This window comes from Natronococcus sp. (genome assembly GCF_047921035.1).
GTDB lineage: Archaea > Halobacteriota > Halobacteria > Halobacteriales > Natrialbaceae > Natronococcus.
On the sequence record NZ_JBLRWX010000002.1, the window covers coordinates 1 to 23,080 of the forward strand.

Genomic DNA, 23,080 nt, shown 5'->3' on the forward strand with positions numbered 1-23,080 from the left:
CGCCCAGTAGAAACTGCGAGCGAAGCGAGCAGTTTGCACTCGCTACGTAACGAATCGGCCACCTCGTATTCAGCATCGAGGCTGAATACCAAAAATATCGTACCAACTACTGCTAAGCGGCGACGATCCTCTTCTCGCGTCTACCGACCGATGTCGAACACCTCGCGCGGGTTCTCGAGCACCACCTTCCGAATCGCCTCCGCGTCGATCCCGTAGCGATAGAGTTCGAAGATGGCCCGCTTCAGCGCGAACGGATCCGTCCGCAGGACGTTTGCACAGTCGGTGTCGACCATGATCCGCTCGGGTCCGTACTCGTCGATCGCGTCGGCGACGTCCGCGGCGGTGACGCCGATCAGCCACGAGTGGCCGATGGTGTAGCTCAGGTAGCAGTCGGTCTCTTCCATGAGGTACTCGGTGTTGTTCCCGTCCGCGTGGGAGGCGACGACCTGCTCCTCGTCGATCCCCGCGTCGCGTGCCGCCTCGACGTCGATCTTCACCGCCTCGAGCGCCGGGTTCTCGGCGTCGATCACCGGCTCCTGACCCAGCCCGGGGTTCTTCTCGTAGCCCGGCGTTCCGATCCCGTCCCGGTAGGATCGACCCGAGTCGCTCGAGGTGTTCGGCGTGTGCAGGAGCACCGGCAGGTCGTGGTCGGCCGCGAGTTCCATCTGGGCCTGAACGATCGCGCGCTGCTCGTCTATGTCCCACGCGCTGACGTGCTGGGAGGGCGTGACGCCGGTCTCGCCGACCGCGACGACCTCCTCGAGCGCGCAGTAGTCGGCCATCGCGTCGATCGCCTCGTCGGGGTCCTCGATGCGGACGCCCGTGTGGATTCCCAGTCCGAGGTTAGCCTCGAAGAAGTGGTTTCGTTCGATCGCCGCGCGTCGATTGATCGCGTCGTCCCAGAGGAACCGAATGTCCTCGGTCCTGACCGGCTTGTAGGGCGTCCAGTGGTAGCCCGAGGCGACCATCACCATCGACTCGCAGCCGGAGAGCGCGTACCGTTCGCGGTCCTCCCACGAGAGCGTGTGGGCGTGGTTGTGGACGTCGATCCAGGGCAGGTTGAGGAGTTCCGTCGGTAGCTCCGGGTGGTCGTCGAGGGACGCTGCGTCGGTCGGCCGTTTCGTCGGGTGTGTCGGTGGCATAAGTCAGGTTGGGTGTACCGCAAACGGTGTGAACGAGGCCGTCGTAGTCACCCTATCGTCGGCGCGAGCACTTAGCGTTTTACAGGCTGGTAAAACTTTATTATGTGCCCGAGTAACGTGACACACATGACGCTGCTGATCGGGACGGACGACGGCCTCTACCGGGTCGACGGGATCCCCTTCGATCGGGACGAGGCAGAGCGTGTGCTCGACTGCGAGGTCGTCACGGCGGTTAAATCGTGGGACCACGCCGACGGCGCCTTCGTCGCGTCGTCGACGGGGGCGTACCGCTCGAGAGACGGCGGCCGAACCTGGGAAGATCTCGAGGTCCCTCTCGGCGACCGCTTCTGGCACGCCGGCGAGAGCGAGGTGTGGTCGATCCTCGCGACCGCCGACGGGACGCTCTACGCGGGGACGAACGATCCCTACATCTACCGCTCGGTCGACGACGGCGAGACCTGGTCGGAGCTGAAGGGCTTTCGAGAACTCCCCTCGCGCGGCCACTGGGAGTCGCCGATCGATCCTCACTACGCGCGGCTGCGGGCGCTCGAGGCCGTCCCCGGCCGACCGGAGCAACTGATCGCCGGGGTCGAAGCCGGCGGGATCCACCTGAGCACGGACGGCGGTCAGACCTGGCTCGACCGCCGGGAGACGATCATCGACGACGTTCACCAGGTGCTGCCGATCTCCGAGGACGTCTGGCTCGCGACGACGGGCTACCTGGATCACGACCTCGAGAACCTCGGGCTGGGCCACGCGGTCGGCGTCGGCGGCCTGTATCGGACGACCGATGCGGGGGACTCGTGGACTCGACTCGACGACGGCAACGACTTCTCGTACATCAGGTGCGTCTTCGTCCACGACGGCCGACTGTTCTTTTGTGGCGGCGAGGAGGCGCCGCCGGCGTGGGTCGACGACGAACACGAGGTCGCGCTGTTCGAATCGACGAACTTCGGACGGGACTTCGAGCGGGTGCCGTTCCCCGGCGAGCCCCACGAGGTCATCGAGACGTGGACCGTCCACGACGGCGACGTCCTCTGTGGCTCCGGCCTGTTCGACGTGCCCGACCAGCGAGACGACGTTGAAGGGCGACTCATGCGACGCGACGAGCGCGGAGCGTACGAGACGGTCGGACGACTCGGGGCGAACGTCAGCCGAATGGAGGCGATCTGACCGATGGCCGACTCGTCCCCGCCCTCGAGACTGGGCCGTTTGCTGTACGGTGCGACGCTCGCGTACATGGCGATCGACGGCTTCCGGAGCAACGACAAACGCGTCGAGATCGCGCGCGAGAAGGGGGTCCCCGCCGCAGAACATCTGGTTCCGTTCGTCACCGGGATGCTCCTCGTCGCCAATCTGGGTATCGTCCTCTGGAAGTTCCCTCGAGCATCCGCCGGCGCGGTGATCGTCTTCTTCCTCGGGACGACGCCGGGGATCCACGATTTCTGGACGATGGAGGGCGAACAGCGCCAGGCGAACAAGATCAACTTCTGCAAGAACGTCGCCCTCCTCGGCGGGGCGATCCTCCTGCTCGAGGCCGCGAGCGAAGACCCCGTCGCGACGAACGAGTAGCGGACCGACCGGGCCGCCGCGTGCGGGAGAGCGGTTTTAACCCACACCGCCGAACGTGTCCTATGGACGAGAACACAGTGCACGTCGTCGCCGTCGCCGGAAGCCTCCGCGAGGAGAGCTACACCCGCCCCGCCCTGCGACACGCCCTGGACGCCGCCGCGGCCGCCGGCGCGAGCACCGAACTGATCGACCTCCGGGAGCTCGAGATCCCACTGTTCGACGCCGACGACGACGAGGCCGGCGACGCGTCGGAACTCGCCCGACGGGTTCGGGAGGCCGACGCCATCCTCCTGGGAACGCCGATGTATCACGGGTCGTACTCCTCGGTGTTGAAGACCGCGCTCGACTACTGCGGGTTCGACGAGTTCGAAAACAAGACCGTCGGGCTGCTCGCGGTCTCCGGCGGGAGCTTCCCCATCGGGGCGCTCGACCACCTGCGGGTCGTCTGCCGGGCCCTCGACGCCTGGGTGCTCCCGCATCAGGCCGCGGTTCCGAACGCCCACCGTCGGTTCGAGGGGCGCGAACTCGTCGACGACGCTATCCGTCAGCGCGTCGAGACGCTCGGGACGCGGGCGGTCCAGTTCGCCAACATCGAGCCCGACCCCGAGTCGTTCGAGAGCCGGGAAAACGTCGGCGCCGACGAACGTGCCGGCTGATCGTGGGGTGAGGTTCGCCCGAATCTGCCGAATTAACCGTTATAGACGTCGCACAAAGTATATACGCTCGAGCGGATTACCAGCGCTCGATGACTGAGACCCAGTACAAGTGTACCCGGTGCAGTGCTGCGCTCGATTACAGAACCACGAAACACGTCGGCTGTCCGGAGTGTGGATCCATTCCGGCCCACAGCGCGGACTGAGTGAGGAGCCGAACGTCAACCGACCGTCGTCCTCTTCGAACCGACGATCCGAACGCAGTCGAAGACCGCCGCTCAGCCGACCGTGATCGCGGTCGCGAACCGTACGGCGTCGAACAGCGGCCTGCCTACCGTTCGTCGAGTCGCTTCGAGAGCCGATCGAACTTCTCCTGCAGCCGTTCCCGTCGCTCTCGCTCGCGCTCGGGTCGATGCTCGAGGTCGACGAGCGTCCCGTCGGAGACGTCGGCGTCGAACAGCGCACCCTCGTGGCGACACTCCTCCGGGAGCGTCTCGAGGTCGAGATCCAGCTGGTCGACGACGTCGCCATCCTCCTCTAAGAGCACGACGGCCGTCGTCCCGTCGACGATGCGATCGACGACGCAGGTGAACGAGCCGTCGGCGGTCATTATCCGGACACACCGGCCGTAGCCGTATCAACCTGTGGTGTGGCGACGCTGGCCTGTTCGTCGGCTCGCTCTTCCCGGAGGTCGGCCGCGTCGTTCGAGAACTCCCGTTCGGTCTCGACGCTCACAGCGCTGCCGTCGGTCGTCACCACGACGTCGCCGTGGACGCCCGTCCAGTAGGTCTCGATCCCTCGCTCGGCGTAGTCCTCGAGCACCTCCTCGTGTGGATGGCCGTACTGGCTGTCGTAGTCGCTTGAGATGACGGCGATCTCCGGCTCGACTGCAGCCATAAAGGGCTGGGTGGACGACGTCGACGAGCCGTGGTGGCTAGCCTGGTACGCGTCGGCCTCGAGGTCGTCGCCGTGGGCCTCGACCATCCGCCGTTCGGCGTCGGCCTCGGCGTCGCCGGTCGTCAGGTAGACGAACTCGCCGAACTCGAACGCGACCGCGACGCTGTTGTAGTGGAGGTCGCCGGCGGCGCCCGCGGGCGGGTTCAGCACGGTCGCCTCCAGCCCGTCGATCGGCAGTTCGTCGCCCTCGGCGACCTCGAAGAGGTCGACGTCGTGGGTATCGACCGCGTCGAGGTAGTTCTCGTAGGTCGCGGAGTCGTGGACGACCCCCGAGTCGTAGGCGACTCCGACACCGTCGCCGTCGGTTTCGAAGTGTTCGATCACCGCGGCGTGACCGCCGACGTGGTCGGCGTGGCCGTGGGTCGCCACGAGGTGATCGATCCGGTCGACGCCCTGCGATTCGAGGTATGCGATAACGTCCGACCCGTCCTGGCGCCAGTCGCCGGTGTCGATCAGCACCGTCTCGCCGTCGGGGGTCACGAGCAGCGTCGAATCGGCCTGGCCGACGTCGATATGGTGGATCTCGAGTTCGCCGTCCACGTCGGTCGTTCGGTCGGGCTCCGAGTCGCCGTCCGTGCTGGCGGGTTCCGATTCGTCGCTCGGGTCGTCGTCAGGATCGTCCCCTCCGGTATCGTCGTCGGCGTCCGCCTCCGCTGACCCCGGTTCGCTGTCGGTTTCGTCCGCCGCACCGTCGTCGGACTCCACTTCGCCGTCCGCGTCGTTCGTCTCGTCGGCTTGCGTCCCGTCGTCGTCCGCCTGGCTGTCGGTATCGGCGGCCTCGAGGTCCTCGCCGTCGGCGTCGACCGCGGGTTCGTCGTCGGCCTCGAGCGGCGTGACGAGCACCCCGGTCAGAACCGCGACGACGACGAGGACGGCGAGGACGCCCGACGAGAGGGAACGATCGGTCCGTCCGACGATCGCCGCCCGCGTTCGCGGAACGATGAGCGCCGCGGCGCCGAGAAACAGGAGGGCAGCGAGCACGCCCTGCAGTATCGAGAGCGGTGAGAGTTCGATCGCGGAGAGCGCGGTAAGCGCGAAGAGTGCGACGAACACGCCCAGCCCCCACTGGACGAGCGATCTGACGGTGACCATACCGTTCAGTGACGAGGGAGTATCGGATGGCTCTTTGGATTGTCTGTACTTCAGGCGACGTCGACAGTCGGGTTCGTCGAAACTCGAGCGCACCCTTTTGTATCGCCGACCCGACTCCGGCAGTATGACCGGAGGACTCGAACCGACCGAGGAGATCGACGGCTCCGTAACCGTTCGCCTGCTGGACGACGGCGACGAGACGAGGACGATCCGGTGTGACTCGTACTCCGACGCGATCGAGGTGGTGAAAGACCACAAGCAGTCGGTGACGGCGGCGAAGATCGTCGACCGCGACGAGAGCGTCGTCTTCACCTCCGCGGAGATGGATATCGAACGCTGGGAGGCCGCGTGGGAGGACGCGAAGCGCGAACTCTCCGTCGACGTCGAGGAGTCCGACTGCCCGCACGACGACGACGGCTGCGTCCCCGGCGACCGCTGCGTTCGGTGTCAGCTCTCGAACGCTCGAGCGGGGTACTGACGGCGCGATCGGCGTTTCGGCGACCTCAGTCCCCTCGAAGGACCAGCGGCCCCATCGCCGACGTTCGCTTCGCGATCGTCGCCAGGCGAAGGATGTAGGAGACGAACAGCAGGAACGGCAGCACGCAGATCGTGTACGCGAGAGCGACGATCCACAGCAGGTTGTCGACGCCGAACAGCGAGCCGATCATCGTCCCCTCGTGGACGAACAACAGCATTCCGCCGGCGACGACGAGCGCGAGGACGGCCAGGTAGAGGATCCCCTGCGAGAGCTTGACGAGCGACCACTGGAAGTACAGCGTTTTGATGTACTCTCTCGCCGGCCCGTACATCGTCAGCGCCTCGAGGGTCCGGACGCCCGCTTCGCGTTGTTCCTCGGAGAGCCGGTCCTCGTACTCGGCCAACAACCAGCGGAGATCGTACATCTTCCGGTCGTAGTTGTAGTTCAGCGCCGAGTTCATCACGTCGTAGGAGCCGAAGTCGGCACCGTTCAGCCCCTCTCCGGCCACGGTCGCGTTCTCGAGGAGGTCGTCGACGTACTCCGCGGTCTGTGCGCGCAGCTCCTCGTCGTCGCTGCGTCGTACGGCCTGCTCGAATCGACGAGCCCGATCGCTGGTCGCGTCGATGAGTTCCTCGAGGAACAGCGCCGGGTTCGCGGGACTCGGAAAGTCCAGTAGCTCGTCGGTGTTCTGGTAGAAGTCCATCGCGAGATCCATTCGCTTTCGCTGGCTCCCCAGCGGTCCGATCTCCTGGGAGAGGACCAGCTGGTTGATCGAGACGACGAGGGTCGTCCCGGTGATGATGGCGCCGACTAGCGCCTGGAACGTCATCTTCACCCAGTCCTCCGAGGCGATCACCGCGCGAATCGACTGCGAACTCGAGACGCCCCAGAGCATCAGCAGCGAGAACACGCCCGCCGCCAGCACCCCCGTGAGGAGCCACCGGTTCGCGTTGAGGAGCACCCAGAGCTTGTAGCGGTTCTCGGCGGCCCGCTCGCGCATCGTGTTGGCGGTCGTCAGATCCCTCATCGGTAGATTCAGTCCTCGAGACGCCGTTCGAAGAGCAGGAACTTCGTGCCGCCGCCGTCGTAAGAAACGGTCTCGACGAGCCGCCAGCCGTCCGCACCCAGCTCGTTCAACCGTTTCTCGGGGTTTGCGGATTCGCGCTTCGTCAACTCCGTCGGCGGCTCGACGGCCTTGTACTCCCAGCGCGGACTCCGATCGCTGCTCATCCCCTACGAAGGTCGTTCGTCTCACCTTACTCTTTCCCTTGAGATCGGGGCGAGCGCCCCTCTGGGCTGCCTCGAGGAAGACGGAGTTCGTTTAGTCGCCCGCTCGAAGCGTCGCCGTGTACTCCAGATCGGTGTCGAGGGCGACGGTCTCCTCCAGGGTCGGATAGCCGTCCGCGGCTGCGGTGAGTTCGTACTCGCCGTCCTCGAGGTCGAACTCGGCTCGCCCCCGGTCGTCGACGTTTTGTGACTCGCTCGCGCCGCCGAATCCGCTCTCATCGACCGCGACGGTCGCGTGATCGATCGGGTCGTCGTCGCCGTCCCGGACGAAGACGGTCAGCGTGTTCGTCTCGTCTTCGTCGCTCTCGTCGCTTCCGTCCGCCTCGAGCGTCATCGCGTGCTCGGTGTCGCCGTCGACCTCGACGGTCTCCTCGACGGGCGAGTAGCCGTCCGCCTCGGCGGTGAGCGTGTGCGCCCCGTCCTCGAGGTCGAACTCGGCTCGCCCCTGGTCGTCGACGTCTCGAGTTTCGCCCCAGTTGAACAGGCCGGCGCCGTCGACCTCGACGGTGGCGTGATCGATGGGATCCCCGTCCTCGTCCTGAACGGTCACGCGGAGCACGCTCTCCCCGTCGTCCGCGTCGTCTGCGTCCTCCTCGTCGTCGGCGTCGTCCGTGTCGTCGGTTTCGTTCTGGCCGTCGCTGTCGTCGTCCGACTCCGCCTGTTCCTCCTCGTCCGGTTCCCCGTCGTCCGGGTCCGTTTCCCCGTCGTCGCTATCGTCGACGTCGGCTTCGTCCGCCTCGTCGGTCTCTTCGGCCGTCTCCTCGTCCGCCTCGTCGAGGTCTTCCTCGTCGAACTCTCCGGCGACGTCGGCGACGGTGACCTCGAGTTCGTACTCGGCGGTCGCCTCGCAGTTGTTGAGTTCGATCGAGTACACCGCGTCGTCCTCGTCCGGCTCCGGGCCCGCCACGCCGGCGCTCGTCGTCGAGGAGAGTTCGGTCCCGTCCTCGTCGTAGATCCGAGCCGTCATGTCGACGGTCAGGTCGGCTCCGCTGTCGTTCGCGAGCATCACGTGTACGTGACACGTGTCGCCGGGCGACTCGTTCATCCAGGAGAAGGTCTCCCGGACGGCCTCGAGGTGGCGGTCGGCCTCGTCCGACAGGACGACCTCGCCCGGCATCGATTCGTCTTCGTACACCTTCTGCTCGTCCTCGACGTCGGTCTCGGTCTCGGGATCCTCGCCGCCGCCGCTCTCCTCGGTATCGCCGGCGTCGTCGGTATCGTCAGTTTCGGTATCCGTCTCGTCCCCGTCGCTTTGCTCGTCGCCGAGCGCGCTACAGCCCGCGAGCAGCGCCGAGAGCGAGGCTCCCGCGGCCGTCCCGAACTCCCGACGACCTAGATCCATCCCTCCCCCCGTTCGCCGTCGAGTCCACGCCAGTACATCGAATCTACTGAACCGTTCTCGGCTCCAGGATATTCAGCACGTCGAATCGAGCCGGAGCCGAAGACGGCGGACTCGAGGGCCCGAACAGCCGAATTCGTCCTCGATCGATTGACGTCCTCGGCCCCTTCGCCCCTCGCTGCGGGCCACGAGGGCCGTCACCTGAAGCCGTCCGGTTTCGAGATCGATCGGAGGTCGCCCACATATAGCAACTATATTACCATCCCGGTACCCACTGTAGTTAGTAGTTCAATATATTGGGTTAGAGATAGTATCTTCGCTCACTGACGGTCCGGAGGTGAACGCGCGGTGCCGGCAGGAAACGGGTTCGATTAGCGCGCAGACAGCGCGGCCCCATCACAGGAAGTCGCTCTAAAACACGCGGATGATACGACTCTCGTATGGAGTAGACGGCCAGTCTCGTCCTTCGACGATGGTCTACCGAGGACTGATTTCCGACTGTCGGTTGCGAGACGCTCGAGCGTAATCCGCCAATAGTATAGTATATAGAGCACAATACTATACTCGGCCTGGATTGACATAACTAGAACATTTCGAACTCAGTAGGGAACGCGACGGAACGCCCCTACATTCGGAACGACGACCGGTGTTCGTTCGGTTACCGGGCGTTCGCAACGACATCTATAAGACAGTGTGGTTTGTTATCTCACGCACTGAGATGGTAAGTCATAACTCCCCGCAGGGTCGGCCAGAGGCATCGCCGACTCGCTTCGGACTCCCCGGCGTCGGTATGACGAGGTTTACCGGATCCGACGATCGATCGATCGCCGAGTTGTTAGAAACCGCGGCGGAACGGGCCCTCGAGGACGCCGAGGTCGAACCGGCCGCCGTCGATTCGGTACACGTCGGGAACATGGCCGCCGAAGCGTTCAACAGCACGTCCGGACTGGCCAACGCGTTGACCGCCAGCCTCGGCCTCGGTCGCGCGTCCGCACGCCGGATCGAGAACACGAGCGCGACCGGTGCGAGCGCGGTGCTCGACGCGGTCGACACCGTTCGCGCGGGACGTTCCGAGGTCGCACTCGCCGTCGGCGGCGAGAAGATGTCGGTGGCCGACACGTCGGTCGCGACCGAGATCATCAGCCGGATCACGCACAGCCAGGAGTACGACCAGGGGATCACCCTCCCCTCGTTTGCGGGTCTCGCGGCCGCACGGTACCTCGAGACCTACGACGGGACCCGGCGCGACCTCGCACGGGTTGCGGTGAAGAACCACGCGAACGCGCGGCGAAATCCGTACGCGCAGTTCGAGCGCGACGTGACCGTCGCGGACGTTCTCGACTCGCCGAAGGTCGCGACGCCGCTTCGCCTGTACGACTGCTGTCCGACGTCGGACGGAGCCGCCGCGGTGGTCGTCACGGCGGCGGACGCGGACGTGTCGGTCACGGCCTGCGAGAGCGCCGTCGGCGTCCACGCCGTCGCGGATCGGGCAGACCCGTTACGGATCGAGAGCGCCGCGGCCGCCGGCCGAGCGGCCTACGACGCGGCGGAGACGAGCCCCGACGAGATCGACGTCGCGTGCATCCACGACGCGTTCACCATCCTCGAGTGGCTCGAGATGGAGGAACTGGGTCTCGCCGAGCGGGGTCAGGCGTGGAAACTGACTCGCGACGGTCACACCGATATCGACGGCGACGGCGGTCTGACGGTCAACCCCGGCGGCGGGCTGAAGGCGCGGGGTCACCCCCTGGGAGCGACGGGAATCTCCCAGCTAATCGAACTCGTCTGGCAGCTCCGGGGCGACGTTCCGAACGACCGCGCGGTCGATTCGCCCCGGTACGGACTCGCCATCAACGTCGCCGGGTTCGGAAACAACAGTGTCTGTACGATCGTGGAGGCGAGCGGATGACGCGCGTCCTCGAGTGTCCGAACTGCAGTCGGCGAACCTTCTACGAGAAACGCCGCTGTCTCGACTGCGGCGCCGACGGACTGCGGTCTCGCGATTCGGGCGTCGGAACCGTGCAGGCGGTGACGGCGGTTCACGTCACGCCCGACGGCGTCAGCGCCCCGAACCGGCTCGGGCTGGCCTCCTTCAACGGCGATGCGAGTATCATCGCGCGCCTCGAGGACGGCCTCGAGGCGGGCGATTCGGTCGTCCTCGAGCCGACCGACGGGGCGGAGTCCCCGCCGCGACTCGTTCCCGTCGAGACCGAGCGGGATCGAGAGACGCCGACGGGTTCGGGCAAACAGCGGGATCGGTGACCGACGGCTAGATCGAGTGAGCGATGTGGAGTTCGAGTTCGTTGACCGCGCTGAGCACCCGCTCCGGAAGCTCGTCGGTGAGCTGTGACCCTTTTACGCGGTGGGCGGGTCCGGAGACGCTCAGCGCCCCGATCACCTCGTCGTCCGCGTCCGTCACCGCCGCACCGACCGCGTGAACGCCCTCCGTCGTCTCCTGCCTGTTGAAGGCGTACCCCCGGTCCCGGATTCGCTCGCACTCCTCCTCGAGTTCCGCGCGCGTCGTGATCGTGTTTTCGCTCACTCCCTGTAACCCGTGTGTCGCCACGATTTCGTCGACGCGGTCCGCCGGCATGTTCGCGAGGATCGCCTTTCCCGCAGCACTCGTGTGAAGCGGGCCCCGTTTTCCGATGTGGGCGCCCGTCTGCACCGCGCTCTGTCCGACCTCGGTGTACAGGTAGACGCGTTCACCGTTTTCTTCGACGAGAAACTGGGCTCGCTCGCCGGTCTCCGCTGCCAGCGTGTCGACTTTCTGCTTGATCATGGGGTACGCCGTCGTCGTCCGCTGTGCGTGGCCGCCGACGGTGAGAAACTGGAGCCCGATCCGGTAGCGGCCGTCCGCGAGAACCACGTAGCTGTGCTCGCGAAGCGTGACGAGATGGCGATGGACGGTGCTCGGCGCGAGTCCGAGATGGTCGGATAGATCGTCGATCGTCGCCTCCCCCAGCTCGCGGAGCGCGTCGATGATCGCTATCGAGGTCTCGGTCGTTCGTGCCCCCGATTTCGGTCTGTTTGCCATGGTCGATCTTGTGCCTCGAGGCATTATAAATTATCCCCATTCACCGCAGAGACGGCTCCCAGGATCGATCTCCCTTCGAATCCGACGATGCGGGACTGTCGACGTTCGCTCGCCGAATCGACGATCTCGATTCGGCCGTCTTTCGTCGCAGTTTCGGATATATTATCATCCAAGACCGGGCTCGTTCCTGCTGATTACACCTGTACTTTTGTAATAAAGACTGCCGGCCGACAGCTGAACGTGTGATTCGGCTCCATTCGACAGGCTCGGACCGATTTCCACACCTATCCCGTATGTTCGGATTCTATATAGCGTTTGTCTCAGCGAGTTGCTCGACCAATTGGCGTTTAACAGCCGCCTATTGACCACATATGAGACGTCCTAATATGCGGGATAGCGCGTCGCCGATCGGCCCGGACGGAAGCGAAAACGGTAGGGAACGGGTTAAGTAGATCCGACACGCTTCGTTATGACATGCCAGGTGCGTCCCCGCTTTCGAACGGAGTGATAGACGACGATGGATGAGAACGACCGATCGATTACGGGGTTTACGATGCTCGCACACGGGATCTTCCACACCTACGAGCTGAGCATCCCCATCTTCATCGTCATCTGGCTGGACGTGTTCGACGTCTCGCCGTTCGTCCTCGGAATCGTCGTCAGTATCGGCTACGGCCTCATCGGCGTCGGCGCGATCCCGAGCGGGCTGCTCTCCGATACGTACGGATCGCGCCGATTGATCGTCGCATCGGTGATCGGAATGGGCGGCGGGTTCTTCCTGCTCGCGCTCGCGCCCAACGTCTACGTGCTGATGGTGGCGATCGTCGTCTGGGGCGTCGCCGCGAGCGTCTATCACCCCGCCGGTCTCTCGCTGATCAGTCGCGGGGCGAAAAACCGCGGCACGGTGTTCGCCTACCACGGCGTCGGCGGCAACATCGGCACCGCGTTCGGTCCCCTGTTGACCGCCTCGCTGCTCCTCTTTTTCGACTGGCGGCTCGTCGTCGTCGCGCTCACCGTCCCGGCGGTCGCCGTCGTCGCGTTCGGCTCGCTGATCGAGTTCAACGAAGACGCCGCGACCGCGGCCGACGGGGGGGACGGCACCGACGACGACCGCTCGTCGATGGACCTCCAGTCGATCGTCGACGACTCGAGGCTGCTGTTCACGACCGGGTTCCTGCTCACGTTCGCCGCGATCATGATTTACGGGGTCTACTACCGGGGTCTCCTCACGTTCCTGCCGGATATGATCGGGGGACTGCCGCAGTTCGGCACCTACGAGATCTTCGGACAGGAGGCCGAACCCGCACAGTACATTTACACGGGGATCCTGATGATCGGCATTCTGGGCCAGTACGCCGGCGGCCGGATCACCGACCACGTTCGGACGGAGTACGCGTTTTTCTCGACGCTGTTCACCCTCGGCGTGCTCGCGTTCGTCTTCATTCCCTCCGTCAGCTGGGGGCTCGCTCCGTTCTTGCTCGTTTGTGCCGCGCTCGGCTTTTTCCTCTACGCGACGGCGCCGATCTACCAGGTAGTGATCGCCGAGTACGCGGCGGCCGACGTTCACGGGCTCTCCTACGGCTACGCCTACCTCGGGATGTTCGGCTTCGGCGCGGCCGGGGCCGCGCTCGCCGGCTCCCTGCTCACGTACGCGAACGAGACGGTTCTTCTCGGAACGCTCGGTGCGCTCGCGCTCGTCGGTGCCGGGATCGTCCTCGCCTTGCTCGTGCTGTACAGTGGGAATGAGTAACTAACGGCAAGATTTAATACGGTATTCTCGCATCCTTGGTGTATGGTAGCCAGAGCTAGCCGTGGGATTCTCGACGACATCACCGTAGTCGATCTGACGACGTTCGTGACCGGCGGGTTCGCGACGCTGATGCTCGCGAACCAGGGCGCTGAGGTGATCAAGATCGAACGGCCGGAGGTGGGCGACGACAGCCGACACTCGGGACCGCCGTTCGTCGACATCTCCGACTACGAGGGCGAAGGACGGGCGGCGTCCGAACACGGCGAGTCGCCGTACTTCTGGACGGTCAACTACGACAAACGGAGCGTCGAACTCAACCTCAAATCCGAGGAGGGGTACGAGATCTGTCGGGAGCTGATCGACGAGGCCGACGTCGTCGTCGAGAACTTCAGGCCGGGGACAGCCGAACGCCTCGGCCTCGGCTACGAGGAGCTGGCCGAGGACCACCCCGAACTGGTCTACTGTTCGATCTCCGCGTTCGGCGACTCCGGACCCTGGAGCGATCGGCCCGGCTACGACCTGCTGATCCAGGGGATGAGCGGCATGATGAGCGTCACCGGCCCCGAGGGCGGCGACCCCGTCAAGGTCGGGCTCCCGCAGACGGATCTGATCACTGCGATGTGGTCCGCGTTCGGGATCGTCAACGCGCTCTACCGGCGCGAGCGGACCGGCGAGGGCGAACGCGTCGAACTCGGGATGCTCGACGCGGCGCTGCCCTGGCTGACGAAACAGGCCGCGAAGGCGTTCGTCGGCGACGAGCCGACCAGGATGGGGACGAAAGATCCCGTCCTCGCGCCTTACCAGAGCTATCCGACGGCCGACGGCTACCTGAACGTCGCCTGCGGCAACCAGAAGCTGTGGGAGCAGTTCTGCGCGGAGATCGGACGAGAGGACCTCGCTTCTGATTCCAGGTTCGAATCGAACGCCGACCGGGTCGAGAACATGGACGCCCTCGAGGCGGAACTCGCCGAGACGCTCACCGAGCGCTCGACCGACGAGTGGGTCGAACGCCTCGCCGACGACGCCGACCTGCCGGTCGGACCGGTCTACAGCGTCGACGAGGCGCTGGACAACGAACAGGTCAACGCGCGCGGCGCGATCGAGACGCTCTCTCACCCCGCCGCCGGCGAGATCCCGATCCTCGAGCACCCGTTGAACTACGCGGAGTCGGAAAGCGGGTTCGACGAGGCGCCGCCGCTGCTCGGGGAGGACACCGAGGCCGTCGTCGAGGCGCTGGGATACTCCGAAGCGGAGATCGAAGAGCTTCGCCGGAAGGGGGTGTTGTCAAGCTAATCCCACGGGAAGACGGGATCGAGCCCCCTCGAGAGCGGCGGCACTGTCGGATCGAGTATACGATCCGACGGCGACCGACTTGCGGGACGAGACGACGGATTCTTGGAGCGATAACCCCGCATTCGGCCGAAAACCGACCGCAGGCGTCGAAGGATTTATGATAGTGCTCGGGAGTAGGAGTAGATAGCCCTACCCGGAGCAAACACTATGGATGTCAATCAAGCGATCGCGCGTACCCTGAAAGAGGAAGGAGTAGAGTATCTGTTCGGATTCCCGAGCAACCCGCTCTTCGACACCGGTGCGGCCGAAGCGGAGGGGATCCGAACGATCATCACCAGACAGGAACGGACCGCCGTCCACATGGCCGACGCCGTCGGTCGACTGAGTTCCGGCGAGCGGGTCGGCGCGTTCGCGTGCCAGCACGGCCCCGGCACGGAGAACTCCTTCGGCGGCGTCGCCCAGGCCTACGGCGAGTCGGCGCCGATCGTCGCGATCCCCGCCGGCTACGACGAGGCCAAGACCGACGTCGATCCCAAGTTCAGCTCGCTGGTCAACTACCAGCACGTGAGCAAGTCCTGCGAACAGCTGACCAAGCCCGACGCCGTCGGCGAGACGATGCGCCGCGCGTTCAGCGCGGCCCGGAACGGTCGTCCGCGTCCGGCCGTCGTCGAGGTCCCGAAGGACGTCTTCTACACCGACCTCTCGGAGGACCTCGAGTACCGGCCGACCGACTCGAACCGGTCCGGTCCCGACCCGGACGGCGTCGACGAGATCGCGGACGTGCTGCTCGAGGCCAAGAACCCCGTGATCTTCGCCGGTCAAGGCGTCCACTACGCCGAGGCGTGGGACGAGCTACGGGAGCTGGCCGAGACGCTCGAGGCGCCCGTCGCGACCAGCCTCAACGGCAAGAGCGCGTTCCCGGAGGACCACCCGCTGTCGCTGGGCGCCGCCAGCAAGAGCGAACCGGGACAGCTCGCACACTTCATGCGCGAGACCGACGTGCTCTTTGGCGTCGGCTGTAGCTTCACCGAGACCGCCTACGGCGTTACGGTCCCCGACGGCCCGACGATCGTCCACTCGACGCTCGACTCGACGGACATCGACAAGGACGTCGAGTCCGACTACTCGCTGGTCGGCGACGCCAAGCTGACCCTCGACGCGCTGGTCGATTCCGTCGATGCACAGGTCGACGACTCCCGCGGTCGCTTCGACGACGTCGTCAGCGAGATCGAGGACGCACGGGAGGCGTGGCTCGACGAGTGGCGGCCGAAGCTCACATCGGAGGAGACGCCGATCAACCCCTACCGCGTGATCCACGAGCTCACGGAGGTCCTCGACGCCGAGGACACGATCATCACCCACGACGCCGGCAACCCGCGGGACTTCCTGGCGCCGTTCTGGGAGTCGACCGAGCCCCTGTCGTACATCGGCTGGGGGAAGACGACCCAGCTCGGCTACGGGCTCGGGCTCGCGCTGGGTGCGAAGCTGCTCCACCCCGACAAACATTGTATCAACATCATGGGCGACGGCGCGATCGGAATGACCGGCCTGGACTTCGAGACGGCCGCCCGCGAGGACATTCCGATCCTGACGATCCACCTGAACAACTACGAGATGGCCTCCTACGACACCCCGTTCTCCGGCGACTTCGCCGACGTCGGCGAGGCGCTGGGCGGCTACGGCGAGCGCGTCGAGGATCCCGACGAGGTCGGCCCGGCCATCGAGCGCGCCATCGAACAGACCGAGTCCGGCACGCCCGCGCTGCTCGAGATCATCACCTCGAAGGAGACCGAGCTCTCGCGGCCGGACCTCGAGTAACGGCTCCCGTTCTCCGATCTCTCGTTTCGACGGCTAACGCGACGAGCCGCCGCTCGGGACCGTTCGTAAACCGCTTCGAAAGAAGTGTTGGGTCAGTCGCCGAACGCGCCGTCCTCGCTCCACTGCTCGAGGGTCGTCTGGTCGCCCGCGACCTCGTCGAACACCTCCTCGGTGTGTTCGCCGAGTCGCGGCGCCGGCGATCGGACGACGGTGTCGTACTCGGGATAGTTGATCGGGTGGCCCGGCAGCAGACACTCGCCCCAGTCGGGATCCTCGTGGTTGACGACGAGATTTCGGGCGCTCGTCTGCTCGTCCGCGACGACGTCGGCCACGTCGTTGATCGGACCGCAGGGGAAGTTCGCGGCCGTCAGCTGCTCGAGCCAGTGCTCGGTGGACTCCCCCTCGAGGGCCGTCTGGATCAGCTCAGTCACGCGATCGGCGTTGTCCTGGCGGTCGTCGTTGGTCGGGTACTCCCGCAGTTCTTCCTCACCCAGGAGGTCGACGAAATCGTCCCAGCGGTCGTCGCTGGGAACGCCGGTGACGATGGCGCCGTCGGCGGTCTCGAAGCGCTGGTAGGGAACCAGCGTCTGGTGGGTCACGCCCTGCGGGCCGGGAACGGTGCCGTCCATCGAGTACTCGGTGAGATACTCGTTGAGCAGGGTGACGATCGAGTCGAACAGGCCCACGTCGAACTTCCCGACGAACGCGTCGGGATCCTCGAGGCGGTCGCGCTCGTACAGTCGCGCGAGGACGCCCATCGCGGCGAACATCCCCGTGGTGAGATCGCCGATCGCCTGGCCGACCTTGACGGGCTCGGCGCCCTCGGGTCCGGTGACGCTCATGATCCCGCCCTCGGCCTGCAGGATGAGGTCGAGTCCCGGCTGCTCTCGCTTGGGACCGGTCTCGCCGTACCCCTTGATGCTCGCGTAGACGATGCCGGGGTTGCGCTCGCTGATCTCGTCGTAGCCGATGCCGAGCTTGTCGGTGACGCCGTAGCCGAAGTTCTCGACGAACACGTCCGCGCTGGCGATCAGCTCCCGGGCGGCCTCCGTTCCCGCGTCGGTCTTGAGATCGAGGGTAACCGACCGCTTGTTGCGGTTGTTCGCCATGAAGTAGCCGGACTTGCCGTCGGGACCGATCCCCTGGGATCGGGCCGGATCGCCGACGCCCGGGCGTTCGATCTTCACGACGTCGGCGCCCATGTCGGCGAGCAACGCGCCACAGAACGGCCCCGCGCGGTGACCGGTCATCTCGACGACCGAGACGCCGGAAAGCGGTCCCCCGGTCATTGGCCCTCGTTGAACTCGTCGACGAGTTCGCGGCGCTCGTCGGTGGCGAACTGCTCCCACCAGATCTCGGCCTCCTGTTCCCGCGCTTCCTCGAGGCTGCCGGCGCGTACCGCGCCGTTGATCGCGCGTTTGGAGTTCTTGACCGCACCGCGCCCGGTGTCCTGAATCGCGTCGACGATCCCGTCGACGGTCTCGTCTAACTCCTCGCGCGGGACGGCGTGGTTCACGAGGCCGATTCGCTCGGCCTCGTCGGCGTCGATCATCCCCGCGGTGTAGACGAGTTCCTTCGCCTTCGCCTCGCCGACGAGTTCGACGGCTCGCCAGGTCGAACCGCCGGTGGGGATCTGGCCGATGTTCGCCGTCGGGACGCCGAACTTGGCGTCGTCGACGGCGATCCGGAGGTCGCAGTACATCGCGAAGATCAGCCCGCCGCCGACGCAGTAGCCGTTGATCTTCGCGATCACCGGCGCGTGGCAGTCGTAGGGCTTCTGGTACATCTCGTAGAACAGCTCCTGGCGGTCCCGCTGGAGCGGATCGTGCTCGTCGGCGGTTCCGGCGTACTGGGAGATGTCCGCACCCGCGGAGAACGCGTCCTCGCCCTCGCCCGTGATCACGACGGCGTCGATATCCCGGTTCAACTGAATTTCGTCGAACGCGCGGCTGAGGTCGAGCATGACCTCGTTGTTGAGCGCGTTGTAGACCTCGGGGCGGTGGAACTCGATCGTCGCTACTCCGTCGTCGACGTCGAGGGTGATGCTTTCGTAGGCACTGTAGCTACCCATGCCTCCTCGTTAGTGGCTCTCTCGCAAAAAATTTTGTATTACGGTTCCGCACCGCACGGAGCAGGGTCGACCAGCGGTAGCTCCGCGGATCGAAGAGCGATCCTCGCCGGTAGCTCACTCGACCCGAAGGGAGACGACCGGCGACGAGGCGTTCAACAGTACCGACTGTGCGACGCTCCCGAACAGGGCCTTCCCGACCGGTGATCGGTTGCGTCCCGCGACGACCAGGTACGTCGCCTCGACATCGTCGGCGTAGTTAGCGATCTCGTCCGCGGGGTCTCCGATGAGGCCGACCGGCGTCGCGTCGACGCCGGCTTCCGCGATCGCCTCTTCCGCGATCTCCTCGGCGATCTCGACGACGTCCTCGACCGGTACCGTCCCTCCCGTTTCGCTCACATTCGTTCGCTCGAGGGAGACGAATTCGTCTCGAGTGAGGACGTGGACGACTTCGACCGGTTCGCCGAACGCTTCGCCGAGTTCGCTCGCCTGTGCAACGACCGCGGGTGCCCTGTCCGAACGGTCGACGGCGGCAACGACAGTCATAGCTACGCTGACGACCTCCACCCATAAATCAGTTACTTGCCCTTCGGGTACCGTTCGCGAGCCGGGATCGGTCGGTCGCAGTCCGCGGGAATAGTTTACTATTTACTATTGAAATCTTAATTTTTCGTATTAGGTCGGATCGAGAGCCACGATAAGAGAAAGCTTTATATCTGTACTATTTGATCATGGTAGTGTGACCCTGACTCACGGAGTCGAGTAACGAATTCCAGGGTCTGTGGTCGATACGTATGTCCGAAAAATCAACTCAACGACGTTTGACGGTGGATGCAACGACCAGGCGAGGGTTCCTCGGGATCGCTGGTGCGGGAGCTGCCGTATCGATGGCTGGCTGTCTACAGGACGACGACCCGGACGCGGGGGACGACGAGGACTGGGAGCCCTCCGAGACGATCCGATACATCGTGCCGTACGACGAGGGTGGCGGTACCGACGTCTACGCTCGCGGGATCGTCGAATCGCTCACCGACGCGATGGACCAGGATATCCAGGTCGACAACGTTCCCGGCGGCGGCGGCCTGAACGGATTCGGCGAACTGTACGGCTCCGACCCGGACGGACACACGATCTCCGGGAGCGCGACCCCGCTCGAGGTGCCGCCACAGATGCTGGACGACCCCGGCTTCGACCAGCGCGAACTGGAAGGAATCGCGAACATCGGCCGCTCGACGTGGTGTCTCATCGTCAACGAGGAGTACGAGGGCGAGGTCGAGACGTTCGACGACGTCCGTGAGATGCACAACTCCGGCGAGTGGAACTCGATCGGTATCCAGGAACCCGGCAGCCCGCAGGACATCATGACCCTGCTGGCGAAACACGGTGAGGGGTACGCCGAGGAGTACGACTGGCAGTGGGAGGATCGGGTTCAGTACACTGGTACCGGTCCGGTCGCGGAAGCGGTGACTTCCGGCGAGGTTCCCTGCGGGATCGGAACCGACGCGGGGACGGAACCGGACGTCTCCGCAGGCGGGGTCTACCCGGTCTGTACGTTCTGGAGCGAGGGAACCGAAGTGTACCCCGACATCCCGTCGGTGACCGACGAGGGGTATCCGAGTATGGACTTCATCTCCGGCGTCACCCGTGGGCTGTACGCGCCCCCGGACACGCCCGACGGCGTCATCCAGGAACTGACCGAGCGAGTCGAAGAGGCGACACAGGACGAACGGTACGAGGAGTGGTCCGAGGACACCGGGAACCCGATCTTCTACGAAGGGCCCGAGGAAGCGAACGCGGCGATCGACGACGCGTTCGAGGAGATGGAGGAACTGGAGATCATCGATCTGATCGAAGAGCACTCGTAACTACCCTCGCCGTTGTTATATTATAATGAGTAACTCAGAGTCAATTACGGGGAAAGTAACGCCGGAGCGGATCATGCTCGTTACGTTCCTCGTCGTGAGTGCGGTGTTTATTATCGAGCCGGTGATCGAGAGTTACCCGGACGACGCTCGCGTCTTTCCTCAGTTAACCGCGGCGGCGGTTTTTATCGGCTCGCTGCTGCTGTTACTGCAGAACTACCTTCCGGGCCCCCTCCAGCGGTTCGTCGCCGAGAGCGTCAGTATCACTAGCTCCGACGAGTCAGAGGTGATCGACCAGGCCGACGAGGTCGACGAACAGCTCGAGGAACCCGAACCGGAAGCCGAGGAGTACAAGAAGGACACGCTCGGTGCGAAATACGGGTACGAAGTGAACGAGACGGTATTCATGGTCTCGACGGCGGTGTTATACTTCGTCGCGGGATGGGCCGCCGGCTTCCTCTTCGTTACGCCGCTGTACATCCTCGGATACACCCTCTGGTTCCGCACCAACCCCCTCGTCAGCGTCGGACTGGCCGTTGCGGGAACGGCCGTTATCTACCTGTTCATGACGTATCTCATACTGCCGTTCGATCAGGGGTACGTCTTCGACTTCAGTCCGCTCGTGCCGATGCTGTTCGACGGCCCGCCGGTACTCCTGGGAGGTGGTTCGTAGATGGCAGTCGACGCCTTCTTCGAGGGGCTGTCGATCGCGACGACTCCCGAGATGGTGATGTGGTTGGCGCTCGGATTGCTCCTCGGTATCGTCCTCGGCGCGCTTCCCGGTATCGGCTCACCGGTCGGGATGGCGATCGTACTGCCGCTGACGCTGCCGCTCGACGCGACGGCGGCGATCATCCTGCTGGTCGCGATCTACAGCGGCGCGATGTTCGGCGGTTCGATCGCGGCGATCCTTATCAACGCACCCGGGACCGAGTCCGCCGCGGCGACGACACTCGACGGATATCCGATGTCCCAGAACGGGCTCGCGAAGAACGCACTCGCCATCGCGACGACGGCGTCGGCGCTGAACGGCTTTCTCGCCGCGATCGCGCTAATTCTCCTCTCGCCGATCCTGATCGAAGTCGTGTTAGCGTTCGGTTCGCCGGAGTACTTCCTGCTGGCGATTCTGGGCATCTCCCTGATCACGATCGTCACACAGGGATCGATCGTCAAGGGACTGGTCGCCGGTGCGCTCGGCTTCATGATCTCGACGATCGGGACCGCGATCCTCAGCCCGCGCCCGCGGTACACGTTCGGCCAGTTCGGGCTTTACGAGGGAATCGACTTCGTCGCGGCGCTGATCGGGATGTTCGCGTTCGCCGAGATGATGAAACTCGCCGCCCGCAAACAGATCTCGGAGGACGACGTCGAACTCGCCGGCAGCGTTCGCGACGGTATCACGACGGTCTTCAAGTACCCGGTGACGACGCTGAAGTCCGGGCTGATTGGAATGGGGATCGGGATGGTTCCCGGATCGGGCGCGACGACGTCGACGTTCGTCGCCTACGCCGAAGAGGCCCGCTCCTCGACCAAGGACGGGAAGTTCGGCGAGGGCGATCCTCGCGGGGTCATCGCGCCGGAGGCCGCGAACAACCCGACCGTGAGCGGATCGCTCATTCCGACGCTGTCGTTCGGGATTCCGGGCAGCGGATCGACCGCGGTCCTGCTCGGGGGGATCCTCATGCACGGACTCCAACCGGGTCCCGTCCTCTTCGGCGAGCAGCTTCAGATCACGTACGCGCTGTTTATTTCGCTGTTCCTCGGTAACATCCTCATCCTCGCCGTCGGATTGACGCTGATCCCGTACGCGAGCAAGATCACCGAACTCGATACGACGCTGATCATTCCGATGGTCATCGTGCTCTCGTACGCCGGCGCGTACACCCTGAATCAGAACTGGTGGGACGTCGGCGCGGTCATCGTGCTCGGGATTCTGGGCTTCTACATGGTCCGGAACAACTACTCGATCATCGCGTTCGTCCTCGGGATCGTGCTCGGTCCGATCGCCGAGGAGAACTTCTTCCGGTCGCTGCAGATCTCGGGCGGCGAGTACACGATCTTCATCGACCCGATCAACCAGCCACTGTCGTTCCTGCTGTCGCTCGCCATCTTCCTGATCCTGTTCGGCCCCTTCCTGAAGGGACGAGTCGAAGGGATCGTCAGCAGGAGCTGACCCCCCGACCCGTTTCGGAGCGAGCGAGAGGCTGCCGTTATCACAACGGCTAAGTTCCGACGTGCGACCGGTAGCGTATGGAAGACGGCTGGCAACACGTCACACTCGAGGAGCTCGAGACGAATCCCGACAAGCCCGGACGCCGGTGGGAGGCCTCGCCGGCGCTCGGTATCGACGCGTTCAACTTCAACGTCGCCGTGCTCGAGTCGGGCGAACGGCTCTCGCAGAACCAGTTTCACTACCACGAGAACCAGAAGGAGCTGTTTTACGTCGTCTCCGGGTCCTGTCGCGCCGAAACGACCGACGCGACGGTGACGCTCGAGACCGACGATATCATCGCGTTCGACGAGGGGACGGCGGGCGCCCACCTCGTCTACAACCCCTTCGAGGAGCCGTGCAAGCTCGCCGCGGTCGGCTGGCCACAGGACGGGCGGTATCCGGTCCACCAGCTCGAGACGGTCGAGGAGGCGACGGACGGGGCAGTCGGGGACGACGGCGAGTAGTACCGATCCCGCGGAGACGGTCCGATCACCGTATTTAAGACTCGAGTCCTCGTACC

At 64.9% G+C, this 23,080-nt stretch carries 23 protein-coding genes; 13 read left to right on the top strand and 10 right to left on the bottom strand.

Annotated features, from left to right (window positions below; translation table 11 throughout):
• Positions 1–140: 140 nt before the first annotated feature.
• On the bottom strand, positions 141–1,142 hold the full coding sequence (locus ACNA7R_RS00655) for a TatD family hydrolase (protein ID WP_416281595.1): 1,002 nt from the start codon (positions 1,140–1,142) through the stop codon (positions 141–143).
• A gap of 126 nt (positions 1,143–1,268) precedes the next feature.
• Here ACNA7R_RS00655 and ACNA7R_RS00660 point away from each other — a divergent pair, with 126 nt between their 5' ends.
• The 3 genes from ACNA7R_RS00660 to ACNA7R_RS00670 all read left to right on the top strand — a co-directional run bounded on the left by ACNA7R_RS00660 (position 1,269) and on the right by ACNA7R_RS00670 (position 3,370).
• On the top strand, positions 1,269–2,315 hold the full coding sequence (locus tag ACNA7R_RS00660) for a sialidase (protein WP_416281596.1): 1,047 nt from the start codon (positions 1,269–1,271) through the stop codon (positions 2,313–2,315).
• Positions 2,316–2,318: 3 nt separating this feature from the next.
• A complete protein-coding gene (locus ACNA7R_RS00665; RefSeq protein WP_416281597.1) occupies positions 2,319–2,714 on the top strand; it encodes a DoxX family protein in 396 nt (131 codons plus the stop codon).
• 62 nt (positions 2,715–2,776) lie between these two features.
• A complete protein-coding gene (locus ACNA7R_RS00670) occupies positions 2,777–3,370 on the top strand; it encodes an NADPH-dependent FMN reductase (RefSeq protein WP_416281598.1) in 594 nt (197 codons plus the stop codon).
• A 328-nt stretch (positions 3,371–3,698) separates the two neighbouring features.
• Here the strand turns inward: ACNA7R_RS00670 and ACNA7R_RS00675 are convergent, their stop codons facing one another.
• A complete protein-coding gene (locus tag ACNA7R_RS00675; protein ID WP_416281599.1) occupies positions 3,699–3,977 on the bottom strand; it encodes a DUF3006 family protein in 279 nt (92 codons plus the stop codon).
• Positions 3,977–5,029 carry a ComEC/Rec2 family competence protein gene (locus ACNA7R_RS00680; RefSeq protein WP_416281690.1) on the bottom strand — a complete coding sequence of 351 codons (1,053 nt, stop codon included), beginning with the start codon at positions 5,027–5,029 and terminating at the stop codon, positions 3,977–3,979. The genes ACNA7R_RS00675 and ACNA7R_RS00680 overlap by 1 nt, the downstream gene beginning before the upstream one ends.
• Before the next feature lie 511 nt (positions 5,030–5,540).
• Between ACNA7R_RS00680 and ACNA7R_RS00685 the strand changes: the two genes are divergently transcribed.
• Entirely contained in the window at positions 5,541–5,894 is a 354-nt protein-coding gene (locus tag ACNA7R_RS00685; RefSeq protein ID WP_416281600.1) for a hypothetical protein, read from the top strand.
• Between the two features lie 25 nt (positions 5,895–5,919).
• Here the strand turns inward: ACNA7R_RS00685 and ACNA7R_RS00690 are convergent, their stop codons facing one another.
• The 3 genes from ACNA7R_RS00690 to ACNA7R_RS00700 all read right to left on the bottom strand — a co-directional run bounded on the left by ACNA7R_RS00690 (position 5,920) and on the right by ACNA7R_RS00700 (position 8,523).
• On the bottom strand, positions 5,920–6,921 hold the full coding sequence (locus ACNA7R_RS00690; protein ID WP_416281601.1) for a hypothetical protein: 1,002 nt from the start codon (positions 6,919–6,921) through the stop codon (positions 5,920–5,922).
• An 8-nt stretch (positions 6,922–6,929) separates the two neighbouring features.
• Complete coding sequence (locus tag ACNA7R_RS00695; protein WP_416281603.1) at positions 6,930–7,124, bottom strand: DUF4177 domain-containing protein; 195 nt, start codon at positions 7,122–7,124, stop codon at positions 6,930–6,932.
• 91 nt (positions 7,125–7,215) lie between these two features.
• Complete coding sequence (locus ACNA7R_RS00700; protein WP_416281604.1) at positions 7,216–8,523, bottom strand: carboxypeptidase-like regulatory domain-containing protein; 1,308 nt, start codon at positions 8,521–8,523, stop codon at positions 7,216–7,218.
• A gap of 787 nt (positions 8,524–9,310) precedes the next feature.
• Here ACNA7R_RS00700 and ACNA7R_RS00705 point away from each other — a divergent pair.
• Together ACNA7R_RS00705 and ACNA7R_RS00710 are read left to right on the top strand one after the other, a co-directional pair.
• Entirely contained in the window at positions 9,311–10,429 is a 1,119-nt protein-coding gene (locus ACNA7R_RS00705; protein ID WP_416281605.1) for a thiolase C-terminal domain-containing protein, read from the top strand.
• Positions 10,426–10,782, top strand: coding sequence for a hypothetical protein (locus ACNA7R_RS00710; protein ID WP_416281606.1), 357 nt, complete (start codon positions 10,426–10,428; stop codon positions 10,780–10,782). The genes ACNA7R_RS00705 and ACNA7R_RS00710 overlap by 4 nt, the downstream gene beginning before the upstream one ends.
• Positions 10,783–10,789: 7 nt before the next feature.
• On the opposite strand, the gene ACNA7R_RS00715 is transcribed toward ACNA7R_RS00710, so the two are convergent.
• Entirely contained in the window at positions 10,790–11,557 is a 768-nt protein-coding gene (locus tag ACNA7R_RS00715; RefSeq protein ID WP_416281607.1) for an IclR family transcriptional regulator, read from the bottom strand.
• Positions 11,558–12,074: 517 nt separating this feature from the next.
• Here ACNA7R_RS00715 and ACNA7R_RS00720 point away from each other — a divergent pair.
• The 3 genes from ACNA7R_RS00720 (at position 12,075) to ACNA7R_RS00730 (ending at position 16,418) form a co-directional block, all read left to right on the top strand.
• A complete protein-coding gene (locus ACNA7R_RS00720) occupies positions 12,075–13,307 on the top strand; it encodes an MFS transporter (RefSeq protein WP_416281608.1) in 1,233 nt (410 codons plus the stop codon).
• Positions 13,308–13,349: 42 nt separating this feature from the next.
• Positions 13,350–14,600 carry a CaiB/BaiF CoA transferase family protein gene (locus ACNA7R_RS00725; protein ID WP_416281609.1) on the top strand — a complete coding sequence of 417 codons (1,251 nt, stop codon included), beginning with the start codon at positions 13,350–13,352 and terminating at the stop codon, positions 14,598–14,600.
• 207 nt (positions 14,601–14,807) lie between these two features.
• On the top strand, positions 14,808–16,418 hold the full coding sequence (locus ACNA7R_RS00730) for a thiamine pyrophosphate-requiring protein (RefSeq protein WP_416281610.1): 1,611 nt from the start codon (positions 14,808–14,810) through the stop codon (positions 16,416–16,418).
• 92 nt (positions 16,419–16,510) lie between these two features.
• On the opposite strand, the gene ACNA7R_RS00735 is transcribed toward ACNA7R_RS00730, so the two are convergent.
• From ACNA7R_RS00735 to ACNA7R_RS00745, 3 genes are all read right to left on the bottom strand, one after another.
• Positions 16,511–17,707, bottom strand: a complete 1,197-nt coding sequence (locus tag ACNA7R_RS00735) for a CaiB/BaiF CoA transferase family protein (RefSeq protein WP_416281611.1) — start codon at positions 17,705–17,707, stop codon at positions 16,511–16,513.
• Positions 17,704–18,489, bottom strand: coding sequence for an enoyl-CoA hydratase/isomerase family protein (locus ACNA7R_RS00740; RefSeq protein WP_416281612.1), 786 nt, complete (start codon positions 18,487–18,489; stop codon positions 17,704–17,706). The genes ACNA7R_RS00735 and ACNA7R_RS00740 overlap by 4 nt, the downstream gene beginning before the upstream one ends.
• A 114-nt stretch (positions 18,490–18,603) precedes the next feature.
• Positions 18,604–19,032 (bottom strand): universal stress protein, encoded by a 429-nt coding sequence (locus tag ACNA7R_RS00745; RefSeq protein ID WP_416281613.1) that lies wholly within the window; start codon positions 19,030–19,032, stop codon positions 18,604–18,606.
• A gap of 314 nt (positions 19,033–19,346) precedes the next feature.
• Between ACNA7R_RS00745 and ACNA7R_RS00750 the strand changes: the two genes are divergently transcribed.
• The 4 genes from ACNA7R_RS00750 (at position 19,347) to ACNA7R_RS00765 (ending at position 23,024) form a co-directional block, all read left to right on the top strand.
• Entirely contained in the window at positions 19,347–20,351 is a 1,005-nt protein-coding gene (locus ACNA7R_RS00750; protein WP_416281691.1) for a Bug family tripartite tricarboxylate transporter substrate binding protein, read from the top strand.
• A 73-nt stretch (positions 20,352–20,424) separates the two neighbouring features.
• Positions 20,425–21,021 carry a tripartite tricarboxylate transporter TctB family protein gene (locus ACNA7R_RS00755; RefSeq protein WP_416281692.1) on the top strand — a complete coding sequence of 199 codons (597 nt, stop codon included), beginning with the start codon at positions 20,425–20,427 and terminating at the stop codon, positions 21,019–21,021.
• The gene (locus ACNA7R_RS00760; RefSeq protein ID WP_416281614.1) at positions 21,022–22,521 is read left to right on the top strand and encodes a tripartite tricarboxylate transporter permease; all 1,500 of its coding nucleotides are present in this window, start codon (positions 21,022–21,024) and stop codon (positions 22,519–22,521) included.
• 77 nt (positions 22,522–22,598) lie between these two features.
• The gene (locus tag ACNA7R_RS00765) at positions 22,599–23,024 is read left to right on the top strand and encodes a cupin domain-containing protein (RefSeq protein WP_416281615.1); all 426 of its coding nucleotides are present in this window, start codon (positions 22,599–22,601) and stop codon (positions 23,022–23,024) included.
• Positions 23,025–23,080 lie beyond the last annotated feature (56 nt).